Annotated in this window: 10 protein-coding genes and 1 other RNA gene; 3 read left to right on the top strand and 8 right to left on the bottom strand. The window is 34.7% G+C overall.

Going from position 1 to position 16959, the window contains the following annotated elements:
* Positions 1 to 546 precede the first annotated feature (546 nt).
* Positions 547 to 1479, bottom strand: a complete 933-nt coding sequence (locus PL77_RS17485; RefSeq protein ID WP_044208094.1) for a homoserine kinase — start codon at positions 1477 to 1479, stop codon at positions 547 to 549.
* 111 nt (positions 1480 to 1590) lie between these two features.
* Positions 1591 to 4053 carry a bifunctional aspartate kinase/homoserine dehydrogenase I gene (gene thrA, locus PL77_RS17480; RefSeq protein ID WP_044208092.1) on the bottom strand — a complete coding sequence of 821 codons (2463 nt, stop codon included), beginning with the start codon at positions 4051 to 4053 and terminating at the stop codon, positions 1591 to 1593.
* Between the two features lie 445 nt (positions 4054 to 4498).
* Here thrA and rnpB point away from each other — a divergent pair.
* Positions 4499 to 4881: RNase P RNA component class A (gene rnpB / locus PL77_RS30750), an RNA gene on the top strand.
* A 40-nt stretch (positions 4882 to 4921) separates the two neighbouring features.
* Positions 4922 to 5785, top strand: a complete 864-nt coding sequence (locus tag PL77_RS17475; RefSeq protein ID WP_052444519.1) for a glycerophosphodiester phosphodiesterase family protein — start codon at positions 4922 to 4924, stop codon at positions 5783 to 5785.
* Positions 5786 to 6027: 242 nt separating this feature from the next.
* Here the strand turns inward: PL77_RS17475 and PL77_RS30735 are convergent, their stop codons facing one another.
* The 5 genes from PL77_RS30735 to PL77_RS17450 form a co-directional block, all read right to left on the bottom strand.
* Positions 6028 to 7704 carry a T9SS type A sorting domain-containing protein gene (locus PL77_RS30735; RefSeq protein WP_052444518.1) on the bottom strand — a complete coding sequence of 559 codons (1677 nt, stop codon included), beginning with the start codon at positions 7702 to 7704 and terminating at the stop codon, positions 6028 to 6030.
* A 408-nt stretch (positions 7705 to 8112) separates the two neighbouring features.
* Entirely contained in the window at positions 8113 to 9216 is a 1104-nt protein-coding gene (locus tag PL77_RS17465; protein WP_082026610.1) for a T9SS type A sorting domain-containing protein, read from the bottom strand.
* A gap of 390 nt (positions 9217 to 9606) precedes the next feature.
* A complete protein-coding gene (locus tag PL77_RS17460) occupies positions 9607 to 10737 on the bottom strand; it encodes a T9SS type A sorting domain-containing protein (protein WP_172665892.1) in 1131 nt (376 codons plus the stop codon).
* A gap of 453 nt (positions 10738 to 11190) precedes the next feature.
* Positions 11191 to 11628, bottom strand: coding sequence for a DUF4199 domain-containing protein (locus PL77_RS17455; protein WP_172665891.1), 438 nt, complete (start codon positions 11626 to 11628; stop codon positions 11191 to 11193).
* A gap of 156 nt (positions 11629 to 11784) precedes the next feature.
* Positions 11785 to 12819 carry a low specificity L-threonine aldolase gene (locus tag PL77_RS17450; protein ID WP_044208086.1) on the bottom strand — a complete coding sequence of 345 codons (1035 nt, stop codon included), beginning with the start codon at positions 12817 to 12819 and terminating at the stop codon, positions 11785 to 11787.
* Between the two features lie 233 nt (positions 12820 to 13052).
* Here PL77_RS17450 and PL77_RS17445 point away from each other — a divergent pair, with 233 nt between their 5' ends.
* Positions 13053 to 13607: an NADPH-dependent FMN reductase gene (locus PL77_RS17445; RefSeq protein ID WP_044208083.1), complete on the top strand. Its 555-nt coding sequence runs from the start codon at positions 13053 to 13055 to the stop codon at positions 13605 to 13607.
* A gap of 68 nt (positions 13608 to 13675) precedes the next feature.
* On the opposite strand, the gene PL77_RS17440 is transcribed toward PL77_RS17445, so the two are convergent.
* Entirely contained in the window at positions 13676 to 16822 is a 3147-nt protein-coding gene (locus PL77_RS17440) for a PAS domain S-box protein (protein ID WP_044208081.1), read from the bottom strand.
* Positions 16823 to 16959: the final 137 nt, after the last annotated feature.

Here is a 16959-nt window from a genome sequence, read left to right as displayed (position 1 = left end):
TTGTTCTTTTTTTTAAAATAGTGCTGGTTGAAGGCATCATTCTAAAATTGAATCATTACGAATTTATGACTCTAAATTGAACAAACAAGAGACTTAAATGTTAAATTATTGTTAACTGAAAATATTGAAAAATAGTTTTCAACCTCATTTCTATTTGGTTAAAATAGAAAATCGCAAAATAAATAAGATAAAATTTACACTTATTTGCATTTTAAAAATTGAATTATTCTATGAAGATTATTTTGTTAATTAGACGTATATAAAAATCGTTACAAGAAATTAGAGTTTGAAATTTTAGGGATAATTAAATATATATTACAAAAAGATTCATTCTATTATAAGAAGCTTGGATTAAAACTAAAATTATAATCTAAAGAGGATAAGGAAAGTCACATAGAGGATCAATTCAAAAAATTAAGATTATTTTTTTAGTATTACCAATAACATAATCAGCTAAAATAAACATGTAAGTAGATTGATTCTAAATTATAAAAAATGCCCTGATATTGAAAACATCAGGGCATTCTATATGAGAAAGGAGGAAAATTAATAAATAATTTTCGGTCCTACTTTATTCACTTTTGATACAAATTTATCACTCTCAATTCCGATCGCTTTGAAAGCTTCCACTTTAGCGTTGGCAATTCTTTCTGCCTTATCCAACCCTCTACATAAAGAGAAAACTGAAGGACCAGAACCAGATATTGCGGTACCCATTGAACCTGCATAAACTGCAGCTCTTTTTACTTCATCAAAACCTGGAATCAACATTGAACGGATTGGTTCTACAATGACATCTTGTAATGAACGGCCAATCAGATCATAGTTTTCTTGCTCTAAACCTGCAATCAAACCACCTACATTACCCCATTGACGAACCGCATCTACCAATGGAATTTCACCTCTCAAGATATTACGAGCATCTTTTGTAGACACCTCGATATGAGGATGAACTACTGCACAGCATAATTCTTCTGGAACATTCAAACGAACAACATCCAAAGGATCATAACTACGTACCAACACAAATCCTCCATACAATGCAGGTGCCACGTTATCGGCGTGTGCTGCACCACAAGCCACTCTTTCTCCTTCCATTGCAAAAGGGAGTAACTCTTCTGAAGTTAATGGATTGTCAAATAATGCATTGACCGCAAAAGCACCAGCAACTGTACTTGCTGATGAAGAACCTAAACCACTACCAAAAGGCATTTTCTTGTGTAAGGTTACTTCAATCCCTGCCTTTTCTGCTCCAATTTTTTCTAAAAACTGATACACCGAAACGGTCGCTGTGTTTTCTTTTGGATTACGAGATAAACGGCCATCATCACCTGTGATGTCTTTAATTACAATACCCGGCTTATCGACTAATTTCATTTCGATTTCATCACCAGGGCTATCTACGGCAAAACCTAAGATATCAAAGCCACAAGCTACGTTAGCCACTGTAGCAGGGGCAAATGCTTTTACTTCTTTCATGACGTTATTCGTCCAAAACGAGTAATATTTTTATAATATAATGAGGACGCAGTCCAAAACTACGTCCTCACAGTAAGAACCAAGGCCTTCTTAATTCTTAACTTTTAATTCTTAATTAATAAGGAAGTTTCCAATCGTAATGATCTCTGCAAATACTCCAGCAGCGGTCACTTCTGCACCAGCACCAGGTCCTCTGATTACTAATGGCTCATTGAAGTAACGGCGAGAAGTAAATACAACCATGTTGTCAGAACCTACTAATCCGTGGAATGGATGCGTACTATCTACAGCTTCCAAACTTACAGTTGCTTTTCCTTCTTCATCCAAAGTAGCAACCATTCTTAGTGCCTTACCTTCGATTTCTGCTTCTGCTCTTTGTTTTTCGAATAGATCATTTGCTTTCTCTAATTCTACAAAGAAGTCATCTACTGACTCAGCATCCATACATGCTTGAGGAAGGATTGGTTTTACAGTCACCTCAGATGGTTCCATATGATAACCTGCCTCACGAGCTAAGATTAAGATCTTACGGGCAACGTCTACTCCACCTAAATCATCACGAGGATCTGGCTCAGTATAACCCATTTCTTTCGCATCTTTCACCAACTCAGAGAATTTCATTCCTGCTGAGAAAGTATTGAATAAGTACGATAAAGTACCAGAAAGAATACCTTCGATTTTAATGATCTTATCACCCGATCGCTTTAAATCTTGAAGAGGACCGATTACAGGAAGACCTGCACCTACGTTTGTCTCATACAAGAATTTCACACCTCTACGTTTTGCAGCTGCTTGGCATTTCAAGTAATATTCTAAGCTACTTGAGTTGGCGATTTTGTTTGGTGTAGTAATAGAAATAGAGTTCAATAGAATCTTTTCATACAATTTCACCGCACTTTCACCCGCTGTACAATCTACAAACACAGAGTTTGGCAAGTTCATTTCGATCATCTTCTCTACAAATGCTCCAGCATTTGAAGCTTCACCGTCCGCAAGAATCTCATCTTTTGGCAATGAAATATCTAAACCTGACTCATCGAAGATCATCTTCTTTGAATTGGCAGCACCTACGACGTTCAAGCGTAAATTACGCTCAGTCAATAAGTATTCTGCCTGATCTCTCATTTGAGTTAGTAATGTATTACCAATCAAACCAAGACCTAACATAAACACGTTCAACTCTGCCATATCTGACAAGAAGAAGATCTCGTGCAATGCATTCAATGATTTATATAAATGCTTCTGCTCAATTACAACAGAAACGTTTAGTTCTGAAGAACCTTGAGCAATAGCAGCGATGTTTACACCGTTTTTACCCAATGCACTAAATAACTTAGCTGCCACACCTGGACGATGTGCCATATTCTCACCAATAATCGCAAGAATAGATAAGTTATTTTGAACTTCAACTGGATTTACTTTTCCTGAAGCCATTTCATTGAAGAACTCCTCCTCAATGATTTTCTTACTTTCAGTCGCATCAGAAGGTGCAACAGCGAAAGTAATTGTATGTTCTGAAGAAGCTTGTGTAATCAAAATCATCGATACACCACCTCTTGCCAATGCACCAAACAATCTTGACGATACACCTGGAACACCAATCAAGCCACTGCCTGAAAGTGTAACCAAAGCAATCTCTTTGATTGAAGAAATACCTTTCACTGGCCAATCTTCCTGACCTGACTTGCTTGTTACAAGTGTACCAGGGAAAGATGGATTAAATGTATTTCTGATTCTTAGATCAATGTTTTTCTTGATTGCAGGCTGAAGTGTTGGAGGGTAAATCACTTTCGCACCGAAATGTGACATCTCCATTGCTTCTTCATAAGACAGTTGTTGCAATGAGAAGGCTGTAGGCACAACTCTTGGATCGGTAGTCATTACACCGTCAACATCTGTCCAAATTTCGATTTCAGTAGCATTCAATGCTGCTCCGAAAATCGCCGCAGAATAATCAGATCCACCACGACCTAAAGTAGTTGTTTCACCACTTTCAGAAGAAGCAATAAATCCAGTTACGATCTGCATTTTATCTGTTTCTGCAAAATGCTTTGTAATTGCAGAATTTGTTGTTACAAAGTCAACTTTCGCTCCACCAAATACACTGTTAGTACGCACTACTTTACGTGCATCTAACTGTTCAGCAGGAACGCCCTCTTGTGTTAAGAACTCAGCAATAATATATGATGAAAGGCGCTCTCCGAAAGACTGTAAAATATCCAATGAGCGTAGAGACAACTCTTTCAAAAGGAAAATACCTCTTAAAATGTCCTCTAGGTCGTTCAACTGAAGTTTCACGAACGCAATGGTTTTACTTTGTCTACGTACTTCAATTAACTCACGAATCGCGGTCAAATGAGTAGACTCAATATCTTTCAATAATGACTTATAGGTTTCGTCACCTGACGCTGCTCTGTTCCCTACTTCTATGAGCTTGTTTGTTATCCCGCTCATCGCCGATACCACTACTGCGACTCTTTGTCCGCTTTGTTGGTAATCGGAAAGGATATTGGCCACTTGTTGGATATTTTTCGCACTTCCAACTGATGTACCTCCAAACTTGAGTACTTTCATCCTTTTCCTGTTTGCTAGTCCATAAGTATAAACAATTCGCAAAATTTGCGATTGAAATGCTAAGGCAAATTCATCGTATTTATGAATGAAAATGATTCATCTAACTGCATCGAAATAGGAATGCATAGCTTGAAAATATGCAATGATAATTCCGACAAAAGATAGATAAAAAAGTCAGTTTCAAATATTCAATAACATTTGTCTTAGTACTAAAGTTATAAAAGTAGTATTTAAATCACTGAATCACCAACAATTTGATAAATGAAAGGTGAAGTTTTTTATAATTTATCATTAAAAGTGCCTTTTTTTCTAAAATTTCTCATTTAATCGCCCATTTTAAAGCCAAAAGTGAAAAATATCGACTTATTTAATTTTTACTTATGAATTGGCAATTATTAGTTATTAATCCTTAGTTATTAATTTTTCTCTTCTTACTTTTGCAGCAAACGTGCGTTGCCTTGTCGCTTCAGTAATGAAGAGGAAAGTCCGAGCATCACAGAGCATCACACTTCCTAACGGGAAGGCACTCAGTAATGAGTGACAGAAAGTGCAACAGAAAGTATACCGCCTTCGGGTAAGGGTGAAAGGGTGAGGTAAGAGCTCACCGCGTTGGTGGCAACACGAACGGCATGGTAAACCTTGTGAGATGAAAGACCAAATAGGTCTTATTGTCCTTCGGGAATGAGGTGGCTCGCTTCATTGTCTTCACAGACAGATAAGATGGGTAGGTCGATGGAGCCTGTGAGCGATTGCAGGCCTAGATAAATGACAGGGACCACATTGCTTACAATGGAGGTACAGAACTCGGCTTATAGACGCACGTTTTAATTTTCTCATCCACTTAATTTTATTTTCCCCCTAAGAAAAAATGAGAACCCTATTTTCCATTATCCTTTTCCTAGGAACATTCCAACTTCATGCACAATCCTTAGACTTTAAAAGTGTTGAAGATCTTTATTCCTTTTTTGATTACAATGCTTCTGAACCTAAGCAATTAGTTAGTGCTCACCGTGGTGGCCCTTATATAGGTTACCCAGAAAACTGTATTCCCACTTTCAAGCATCTTGTCAAATATGTAGACGTTCCCGTGATTGAGTTAGACGTTGAGATGAGCAAGGATAGTGTGATGTTTTTAATGCATGACAACGAGTTAGGAAGAACTACTACAGGTAGCGGTTCTGTCAGAAATTATACTTGGAAAGAATTACAGAAAATTCGTTTGAAAGACGATGAAGGTAATTTGACAAAATATAAATTTGATACTTTTGAAAAGGTATTGAAGTGGACTAAAAAAGGCAAAGCACTTTTGACCGTTGATGTAAAACGTGGCGTTCCTTTTGAAAAAATCACAAAAGCCATCCGTGATGCAGGTGTTGAGAAGTATGCTGTAGTAATCACTTATAATTGGGAAGATGCAAAACTCGTTCATCAATTAGCACCTGAATTAATGATTTCAGTGACTATAATGGATGAAAAAGGATGGGAAGAAGCTAAAGCTTCTGGTATTCCATTTAATAGAATGATCGCTTTTACGGGTGTGAAACTTCAGGATGCCTCACTTTATGAAAAATTACATAAAGAAGGAATCTACTGTATTTCTGCTACTTTCCACACCACTGATAAAGTACAGGATGCTCAAAATAGAACTAAAGAATATCAAGATGCTTGGGATCTCGGTGTAGATATTATTGCAACCGACCTTCCTATTGAAGCCTTTGATGCTAAAAAATAAAAATAAGCTGTTCCACAAGATACTCGTGGAACAGCTTCATTAATTTCACTCGTTATATATATACTCTTTACCTAATTATTATTTTTCTAAGACTAAGCCATCATCGTTAATTCTAATTTTTTTTGTGAGTACGATGCTAAAAAACGTATGAATAGTGGTTCGTTCTATTAAGCATTTTTTGAAGTAAGTAATCGCAAAACAATAAATAGAATTAGTGTTAAATAATTTTGTCTTGGTACTTACTATTGTAAAATCAATTTATTCTTTGCCACCTGTCTTCCTGCTTTCACAATCATATAGTACATTCCTGATGGTAAATTAGACGGTAATTGAACAGGCTTCAGGATTGATTTCTTTGCTAAATTTTCAATTTCTTCTTGGTAAACTATGCTTCCCATATTATCTATGACTTGGACCATAATTGCATTGGTAGTTGATAAGTCTTGAATAGAAAGACTTATAGGTTCATCATGAATTACATTAGGATAGGTCTTGACTTGAAAATTGTCAATATCTCCTTTTTGTAAAGAAATAAACAAGGGACCAAATGCTTCACTTCCTCCATCAAAATCATATTGTACTAATTGATAATAAGCCCTTCGAAGTGGTTCCTCATCGATAAAAGTATAATCAATTGCATAGTTTGAATTCCCTGCCCCTGCTACTATTCCTATACTTTCCCAATTTGTTTGATCTACAGAACGAAATACTTCATAGTAATCATTATTGATTTCCATCGCTGAAGTCCAGCTTAATGTCACAGTCTGCTGATCTGTAGATCCAACGGTAAACGAACTCAACTCAATGGGTAAATCACCCACATTATTATTTGAAACCTCAATTTCATCGATAGACATTATGCCATTCAATCTTCCTCCAGATAAATATTCTGGATACGTTGTCACCACTTCTGCGTAAGTGTCTACAAATTCTATTACAATTTTTCTGCTTTTGGTGAGATAAGTATAAGTTTCTGCGTCTCCTTCTCCTGATAAATCTCCATTATTACCTCCTCCATTATTCTTATTGACATGATAGCGATCAATTTTATTTTTTACGGTAGCGTTTTGAACATCCCATTTTACCTTTCCTATTCTACTTTTTAATTCTTGTATTGACTGAATTGCTCCTCCAGATTGATCCGGCATTACTATATCATCTGCATCAAAACCATAAGCCGTTACTTTTAAATACTTACCATACCAACCTGATGATGAATTAATGGTCAAGTTACTTAACAAATAAGCACTAACCTTGTTGGACGATCTATCTGAAGCAACCAATTTGGTATCGTCCCAAAAGTCAATAGATGTACTCGATTCATCAAAATCTAATGCTTTAGTATTGGAGAAAGGATCTGATCCGACGTTTACCGTGGTAAAATTATTTAATTCACTACTACTTTGCCCTAAAACATATATATGGTCTGTATTACTGCCATAACTTCTATTAAAATTAGCATCACCTTCTACTACTAATATGGCATTATCACCTAAATCAAAATTCATTAAGAAATCCCAACCTGCTGTATTTAAATCTCCTTTTACGATTAGTTTTCCATCTAATTTCAAGTCGCAATGATAATTCATCCTAAAATTACCATTGATCGTTAATGTGGCATTTTCTTCAACTTTAAGTATAAAATTTCTAGCAATATTACTTCCTGTAATTGCAAAGGTATTTTCATCCCCTACATTGATTGTCACATCATTTTCAACCGTTAAGGTTCTGCCCAAATTCGCTAAAGAATAAGTTAAATCAGTTCCTACAGTTCCATAAACACAGGATCCATTTGAAGTCAAGGTATCATTATCACTTATAGATAATGATGAATTCCATTTAGTTTCGCACTGTCCATAACTCTCCATCGTTATGAATCCAAGAAAACCAGCTAGTAGTAAGGGGTAAATAGTTCTCATAGTAAAGAAATTTTCTCAAGAAATAGTTAATTTTAATTAAACGATTAGTCATTGTATTTTAAATCATTGCAGTGGTCGTAATGTCTAACGCAATAGTGTTTATTGTGTTGATATGAGAGAAATTTGAAACCGTATGTTTCTTAGGTTTTAGTGATAAAAAAAAGAGGTAGTTGTAGCCTTTCTTGAAAGAATCATACATCCTAAAAAATGAAAATAAGAAGCTATTATCCATGCATTTATGGTTTTAAAGGGAAATACATGCTCAGCTTAACTTTTTTCTTACATTTCTTAAAATATGTTTTAGAAGTCAATTTTTAAGGAAAATTCAAGCATAAAATAATCCCATAGCTTCAACAAAACTATGGGATTATCTTATTTTTAATCGCTCAATACTTCATGTTGCGATGATTAATTGATTAAGAGTTTTTCTTTCACGATATCTTTTCCTGATTTTACAACGACATAATACATTCCTGAACCTAACGAAGAAGTGAAATCCATAGGTTTCAATAAAACTTCAGAGGTTATGTCTTCTTCTATTTCAGAATAAAGTACGTTACCTTGACTATCATACACTGATATATCAACATTACTACCCACATTTAAACCTGAAAGGCTAAACTGTATTTTTTCCCCACTACTTATATTGTTAGGCATAATTAGTAACGATAGTGGAATATCTACTCCACTTAATGCTACTTGAACAGGTCCAAAAAATTCGTAGGCTTCATCCAAATCAACTTGCTTCAGTCTATAATACGCTGTTGGTAATGCGTCATTATCTTCAAACTTATATGAGATAGCCATTTGTGAATTACCACTTGCTTGTACACGCCCCAACGTTTCCCATGTTTTTCTATCTGCTGACCTTTGCACTTCAAAATGAGAGGCATTGATCTCTGAAGCTGTTTCCCATTCTAGTAAAACCGTTTTTTCTTTTGATGATGCTTGGAAATAAGTGAGTTCTACGGGAAGATTACCTATTCCTGCTACATCTCCTGTTACATTCAGTTCTCCTTCTACTATACCCAATATTCCATTTCCCCAAGGCCCTGTTAAATCAAGGTTACCATTTACATTCATGGTACCATTTTCACCAATAAGTAAACGGTCTCCAAAAGAAGTCCCAACAGTATGTGATACATCTCCATAAATATTCAAGGTGCCATTAACAGTAAGTATACCATATTCAGACATTATTAAATTACCATAAATTGTTAAAGTTGTACCTTCATCTATTGTTAATCTACCATAATCAGTTCCCCCAAACAAACTCCAATTACCATCAATAGTATAAGAGTTTACTGTCCAAACTACATTAGTTGTAATATCTGGATCAGCATTTTGTGACAAAGTGACTTCGTCACCTGATCCAATATTAACATCTGTATTATTTGTATATGAACAATCAGAAGTATACACTACTCCATCATTAGGTGTTGTACATACCACTTGACCAACAACAACTATTGATATAAATAACATCAATGATAATAAGTATAATTTCTTCATAAGTAAGTCTATTTATTTTACCAACTACAGCATGATTGAGGTTGGTTGTTTTGGTTAATTTAGAGCTTCAAAAAATAATATTAAAAAGTAGATATAAGCGCACAATTACAATAGTATACTAAGCCTAACGTAAAAATTTGACTTGTCCGTTATGTCTAACTCATAGATTATTAGACAAATATATAAAAACAATATTTACATCAAAATTGTTCTATAACATTTAACAAATGCAATTTTTTATTCATAAAGTCTAATTTTAAAGCACTTCTTAGTTTAACAACGTAATAATTACAATTATTATACATAAACATCTATTTCACTTCGTAAAATCCTATTCGGATTTGTATTTATAACATTCGATTTTATGATGTGTAATTGCCAATTTGTGTTCTAATTAACCATAAGTTTCTTGGTGGTACTATCCTTTCCCGACTTGATGATAACGTAATACATTCCTGATGCTAATTGGCTTGTAAAGTTGATGGTCTTTAATAAATTGTGAGCTTTGATACTTTGAACTCTCTCAGAATATACTTGATGACCTTGGCTGTTATAAATTTGAATCTGCATATCATTACTTTTTCTTAAACCGGATATACTCAATTGAAATTCTTCTCCATTAGTAATACGATTGGGAATGATTGTCGCATTCAAAAGTTGTTGCTCCGCATGATACATCACTGATATAGGACCATAGTAAGCGAAAGTCCCATCAAAATCTATCTGTTTCAAACGATAATAAGTCAATGAATAAGGTACTCTGTCTTCAAATTGATAAGTAATCGGTACTTGAGAATTTCCCGAAGCCTTAAGGGTTCCTATCTTCTCCCATACTTTTCGGTCCGAAGATTTTTCTATTTCAAAATGAGAGGCATTTATTTCAGTAGCAGTTTCCCATTCTAAAAGTACTAATCCTTCTTTTGGAGAAGCTTGAAAATAAGTAAGCTCTACAGGGAGATCGGAACAGTTTAAAAGACCATCAACTTTATCACAGTCAAGATCCCAAGTGATTCCATCTGAGACATTATCTGGATTAATTGTTCCACTATTAAAGTTTCCTCCCACCTGAACAGAACCATTTCCATTGATTATGATGTTTTCTCCAACTCCATTATTTTCAAAACTCCAAGCGCTAGTTGATAGGTCTCCACTTACTATGAGTTGCCCATCAATCTGATAACTCGAAACATACACATCCGCATCTTCAATCTGCATGTTTCCTTCGATACGAAGAATTGCATCTTTTTCAATAATTAAATTGAGGTAAAAAATTGAAAAAGTAGTAGCAGTAATGGTGATGTCTGAACCTGATGGAATAGTTAAACTCGAAGCAGGTACTGTTGCACTGGTAATGCCATTTGCTCCTGATAAATCAGCACGCAAATCAGAACATAGATTATAATCCGATGGAAGGTAATAGTTATTAAAAGCTCCAAGAGTCAAATCTTGTAAACATTGAGCATGTATGAACTGAACACTATATACCCAAAGTAATAGCGTTAAGCAGCATATCTTTTTCATCTGTCTGTTCATTTAATTTTACTGATTTCTGCTGGTTTGAAATCAGTTGTTATGATTCGGTTAGTGAATAATAAGCCTGCAAAAAGTAGAAATAATTGTTTGACATTGATGAGGAATAACGAGTTTCCTAGTCCATCATAATTATTCTTTACAGGCACTAAACATTCATTTCGAAATCTAATGAAACAGCACAAAATCACGTCAGATTTCAATACTTCAAGTTTTCATCCTCAATACTTCATTACTTCACCATCAGTTTTAAACACAAAATAAACCACACATCTACAAATACTTATAGCCTACAAAAAATTACATCTTATGCTAGAAGAGCATTTTTACACTTTGAACACTTCACTCTAACATTTATCACTTAAAAAAATAAAAAACCTCACGGATTAAATCCATGAGGTTTCCAGCTTGTAGGTCTAATTTGTCTATAGTTGATAATCTTAATTATGAGCGATAAGAAGAAAGTAGTAAAGTGTATCTCATCGCTATATATGATATCAGAATCCCTGAACCCAAGGCTTCCGCACATAAACCAATAAATAATTTTCCTTTTGTGATGTATGCTCCTGAAAGCGCTGATTCTTTTAAATACTGTAAAAATTCAGGATCTATGAAAGTCAGATAAAACATCATAAAGATGGCGAAAGGTATAGCACTGAAAAGTGATATTCTCATGCCATTGAGAAACCCCGACAGGTACCCAAAGTCACTTGGGTTTTCTTTTTGTAATGCTTTAAATGCATAAAAGATACCTCCGGCATGAATCACAAAATTTAATGCTCTCAGCTCTATAATATGATATAGATTTAGGAACCTCATGATGAGGAATAATAATAAATATCCAACGAACATGAGAGAAGAGTATTTAATAATGATTTTCATAATGAGGAGATAGTTAGGAGTTTTCAATAAACAATAAACCAATTCAAGTAATAATTGTTTCAACAAAATGTAAAAAGCCATGTACTTTGTGTAAAATACATGGCTTCATCTATAAAGTAGTTTATCAAAATTAGTACTCTTTATTTTAATAGGTGCTTAAGCCGTAGTAGCAGTAAGAGCCTCTAATTTTTCAATAAATGCATTGATCTCTTCTTCTGATGTATCGAAAGAACACATCAGGCGGACTTCGTTTGTTTGTTCATTCCAAACATAGAAAGGAGATTGTTCCTGCATTGCCGGTATCACTTCTTTTGGTAAAATAGCAAAAACACCATTTGCCTGTACTTCTTGTGTAAGAGTGACTTCAGGTACTTTACTTAAACCATCAGCCAATTTTTTAGCCATTTTATTGGCATGTAAAGCGTTTGTTTTCCATAAATCAGAACCAAAAAGTGTTTCGAACTGAACTGCTATATATCGCATTTTAGATAATAGCTGCATCCCTTGTTTCCTAACAAATTTGTAGTTTTCTGAGATCTTTGTATTCAAAAAGATGACTGCCTCACCAAACATCAAACCGTTTTTAGTACCGCCAAATGAGATAAAATCAACACCTGTATCCACTAGCATTTCTTTGAAAGAAACCCCCAATGAAACTGCAGCATTACTGATTCTAGCACCATCAACATGTAATAGTAGATTATTTTGGTGAGCGTAATCTGCAATCGCTTTAATTTCCTCACAAGTATAAACAGTGCCATACTCAGTTGCTTGCGTAATAGAAACTACTTTAGGTTGTGACCAATGCTGCTCACCCAAATTCACTAAAAAAGGAGCAATATCTTCCGGAGTTAATTTACCGTTATCCTTTTCAACAGTGAGTAACTTAAATCCTCCAAATTTCTCAGGTGCACCACATTCATCTACATTAATGTGTGCCACTGAAGAGCAAATAATAGCACCGTAAGATGGACAAACAGAAGACAAAGCAGTCACATTGGCTCCTGTACCATTCATCGTGAAATAAACATCAATATCTTTTTTTAATAATTGCTGAAAAACTGCAATGGCTCCAGCTGTAGCATCATCTGCTCCATAAGACCCTTGGTGTCCGATATTTACTTTACTCAATGCTTCAATAATTTCAGGATTTGTCCCTGAATAGTTATCACTCGCTAATGTCTTTTTCATTATATATTTCTTACTTAAATGGAAGTCAATAATTGAAAGTTCTCTTTTGTCAATAGTTCTACAAAAAGAGGCCTTGGGTAAATAACATAGAAAAGCACAAAGTTAGAGAAAAGGTTATTAAATATTGACAAGTTATCTTACCTCTCCTTAGCCTTGCTAAGTTTTGTTAGTAAAAGTGCTTGTTTTTAAAGAAGGTTTTATAAATTAAAATATACTTTTAAAACTCAATAAAAATGAAACTAGTACTACTCTCTGGAAGTGTAAGAGATGACAGACAATCTCATGGTGCAGTACTTTATATTGCACATAGGATGAAAGAACAATTTTCACTCAATGTTGAAGTGGTTGATCTTAAAGAATATGCACTACCTCCTTTGACCAATACACTACATGATGACTCTCCTGAAAACGTTAAAAAACTGGGAAAAATCTTAGATGGAGCGGATGGTATTTTATTAGCATCTCCTGAATACAACGGTAGTTTTTCTTCTGCTCTAAAAAACGCCATTGATTTCTTCCCTAAAAGTACTTATCAAAAAAAGCCTATTGGCGTAATCAGTATTTCGGCTGGACCTTTGGGTGGCATAAGAGCTGCTCAAGCAATGCAACTGCAAGTATTAGCATTGATGGCTTATCCTATTTACAGAATGATGACGGTCGCAAATGTCCAAAATCAAGTAGATACAGAAGGAATTCTATTGAACCCAGATTTTGAAGGTGCTGTTGATATTTTTGTAGAAGAATATCTATGGTTAGCAGAGGCTATTGTAAAGAAAAAGAAAGGTTGATATAAAAAAGGGAAGAGCTAGTATTCAAAATACCCTATCTTCCCTTATCCTTTTTATAATGTAAATGACTAAGCAAACATCACCAATATTCTATGTGTATTTTCCTGGAATAATGGTACTGAAAGTAGCAACCTTTCTTCTCCTTTTAATTTTAAAGACTCTTCTAAAAGAGATGCATTTTTAACTGATTGTGTTATTTTCTCTTTTTGAGATTCAGACAAGAAATCAGGCACATTCAAGATCTTAGTTGCACTAATATTTAGTGCTTGAAAAGCCAAGTTATCTGCTTCTATTTTACCATCTTCATCCAATAATAAAGAAGGAAGTGACAACTTATCAATCCACTCGTTAGTAGATAAATCGATTTCTTTATCTTGGAATATTTGTTCTAAGACCGCAAAACCACTTTCTTTATTGCTCTCATTTTGCTGCATTCTGAAAAGCGTATTCTTCGTTTTTTGACGCTCAATCTGTCTTGTCAAACCTTGTTCACGCTCCACTCTTTCTGTTACATCAAAAATGATAAAAGTAAACTTGACAGGCACATCCTCATTGAATACAGCTCTCACGCTAGTTTCTCCCCACAATGCCCCTTTCCTTGTGGTATAATATTCCAACGTTCTAATCTTTACATTTTTTTCTGTATCATCAGCTAATAATGTAGATATAACAGATTGGTATGAAGTGGTAACCATATCTGCAATAGGCTGACCTATCAGTGATTCTTGTGACTTTCCGGTCCACTCTTGTACCTTTTTATTTCCTGATAGAATTCGGCCATTAAGATCCACTTCCAAAATCATAGACATCCCTTCCAAAATAGCCGTTCTTGACGCTACTTCATTCTTTAATAATTTTAGAGATTCAGATTCTGTTTTCAATTCTTTTTTAATAAAACGTTCTTCTGTTTTATCCACCATAAAAAGTGTTACTTTCTGAACATCTCCTGATAAGTTTTTCAATGGAAATAAATTCACCTCCATCGTTCTCACATGTCCTTCTCTCGACATAAAGTTGAAAGTAGCCACTGCATCTGTCCCTGCTTTGATATCTCTTAGAATCCTCTTGAAAGATCTAATTTCTTTCGCATCTTCAAAAAGTTCTACTAAAGCCAAATTTCTATATTCTTTTCTTCTATAGCCTAGTACATCAGTAAAGCTATTATTTGCAGATTTAATTTTACCGTCTAAATCAAGATCCAAAACTGGGAAATGCATTCCAAAAGCATGTAACCTCTCAGAGTGGGTGAGGTCCTTTGCTTTTTGTTCTGTCGTAAATTCGGCAAATTGAATGATTTTATAAGGTTTTCCATCCAATCCGAAAATTGGGTTGTATGTACCGTTCATCCATATTTCTTGTCCTCTTTTGTTAATTCTACAATATTCACCAGAGATATAAGAACCATTATTTAAACTATCCCATAGTAACTTATAACGCATAGAATTCACCTCTTCAGAAGGGACAAGTACTCTCTCATACTTTCCTGTTAGGTTCTCTAGTTTATACCCCATTACAGAAAGGTACATTTCGTTTGCCGTCAGAATTCTTCCTTCTAGATCAAACTCTATAATGGCCATTGTTTTACCAATAGCGTCTAGAATATTTTTATTCAGGTTAGATTCCTTAGAAAGTTCTTGAAGTTTTACATTCAATTCATCTTGGAAACCTTGCATTTCTTTGGTTTTAGAAAGCAATGATTCTTCCTTATTCTTCAAGTCTTCATTGACCTGCATTGACTCTTTTAACAAACGGCGAGTATTCTCATTCATCATGTATACGGCAATTGCAGATGCAAAACGTTCACAAGCGGCATTGGCATATTCTTTTTCATGAGTTGCCAACTTTTTGTAAGAAGCAATTTCTACCGCACCATACACCTCATCCGATCCATGTACAACTGGAATAATGATAATACTTGTAGGTGCCGCTTCTCCTAAACCTGAAGAGATGGCAGTATAGTGATCCGGAACATCCTCAACATAGATATATTGTTTCTCTAACATAACCTGTCCAACAAGACCTTCGTTTGTTGAGATTTTCTTTTGAGGAAAACGTTTCTTTCCGTAAGCATAGCTCGCCACCTGATTCACAACTTGATCACTACTTTGATCTAACCTTAAAAATACTCCTCCCTGAAGGGCTCCAAGGTGGCGGGTGACAAACCTTACAAAGGCAAAACTCATATCTGTAATGGAATCAAAATGTTCTCCATTTAATGTTTCTGTAGTTTTTGCTAATCCTTCCGTAATCCACTTACTTACAAACTCCTCATTGGCCAGCTGCATTAGAGTGTTACGTGCTTTTTCATAAGACTCTTCAAGCCTAGGGTTTAATCCGTCGGTATTTGCCTCAAAATCTTTTTCTCCTAGGTGCTCAATCATTTTTGTGATACGCTCAAAGTCATCTTCCAAATGATTCACCTTTTCCTCAATCACATTGATATCAGAAACATTTTCGGCACCTTTCTCAGAGGTAAAATATTCTAAGTTTTTTCTTAATAAGTTCATTGGCACCAACAACTTATTTCTAAAGAAAGCACCTTGAGAAATCAAAAGGATCACACCAATAACTACTAATAGACCATTAAAAACTAAGTTAGTGGATTTTGTTCGTCTAATATTTTCCTCTAAACGAAAACGTGTTTCTCTATTATGTAAGAGTAAAGAAGAATTTCTTCTCTCCAAAAAATCTAATGCTTTGCCTACTACATCACTTCCTTCTCCCTCTTCTACCATTTGAGTTTTTGTTGCAAAAAAACCAGATGATCTTCTTCCATATTGTAGTTCTTCTACAGTAGAATTTGATTTAATACTTGCATCCCACATGATATCAATTTGAGCATAATAATCCTCAAATCGTTTTCGGTACAATTCCAAAGCATGGGATAGATCATCATCACCAAGGGAAGTCAGTATTAAAAAAGATTGTTCGTCTGAAGATAACTTTTGGGTTCCACTCTCCATTGCATTGATTTGAGATAGTACCTTATCTGCTTCTTGTTTTAGACCTAATAATGTTTTCCTATCATCAGTTCTGTAATATTCTCTTGCATGAAAAGGGAAATTGGCAATCTTGTATTCTTGGTTCAAAAGAATCTCTGACACCTCTCTTTTTTCTACTTGTGAAGACCTCAAGAAAGAAACAAAACTCATCAGTAGTAATAAACTTACTACCACAATAGTTGCTGTACCTCTGAATTCTGGGCTTACTCTCATACTTTATATCTCTAAAAAATAGGATTTTTTCCTATATGAATTTAATATTTCAAATCAAGTGATTACATTACTTCTTGAAAAAGCATTTTTTTTTAATCTTTATCAATATTTCGTTGATAATCATCACTTTTTTCTAA

This window comes from Flammeovirga sp. OC4 (genome assembly GCF_000812565.1).
Classification (GTDB): domain Bacteria; phylum Bacteroidota; class Bacteroidia; order Cytophagales; family Flammeovirgaceae; genus Flammeovirga.
This window is presented reverse-complemented; position numbering and strand designations above follow the sequence as displayed.

Bases quoted from the DNA above. Each gene is read 5' to 3' on its own strand.
- PL77_RS17485 (WP_044208094.1), bottom strand. From the start codon at position 1,479: ATGAAAGAAGTAAAAGCATTTGCCCCTGCTACAGTGGCTAACGTAGCT.
- thrA (WP_044208092.1), bottom strand. From the start codon at position 4,053: ATGAAAGTACTCAAGTTTGGAGGTACATCAGTTGGAAGTGCGAAAAAT.
- PL77_RS17475 (WP_052444519.1), top strand. From the start codon at position 4,922: ATGAGAACCCTATTTTCCATTATCCTTTTCCTAGGAACATTCCAACTT.
- PL77_RS30735 (WP_052444518.1), bottom strand. From the start codon at position 7,704: ATGAGAACTATTTACCCCTTACTACTAGCTGGTTTTCTTGGATTCATA.
- PL77_RS17465 (WP_082026610.1), bottom strand. From the start codon at position 9,216: ATGAAGAAATTATACTTATTATCATTGATGTTATTTATATCAATAGTT.
- PL77_RS17460 (WP_172665892.1), bottom strand. From the start codon at position 10,737: ATGAAAAAGATATGCTGCTTAACGCTATTACTTTGGGTATATAGTGTT.
- PL77_RS17455 (WP_172665891.1), bottom strand. From the start codon at position 11,628: ATGAAAATCATTATTAAATACTCTTCTCTCATGTTCGTTGGATATTTA.
- PL77_RS17450 (WP_044208086.1), bottom strand. From the start codon at position 12,819: ATGAAAAAGACATTAGCGAGTGATAACTATTCAGGGACAAATCCTGAA.
- PL77_RS17445 (WP_044208083.1), top strand. From the start codon at position 13,053: ATGAAACTAGTACTACTCTCTGGAAGTGTAAGAGATGACAGACAATCT.
- PL77_RS17440 (WP_044208081.1), bottom strand. From the start codon at position 16,822: ATGAGAGTAAGCCCAGAATTCAGAGGTACAGCAACTATTGTGGTAGTA.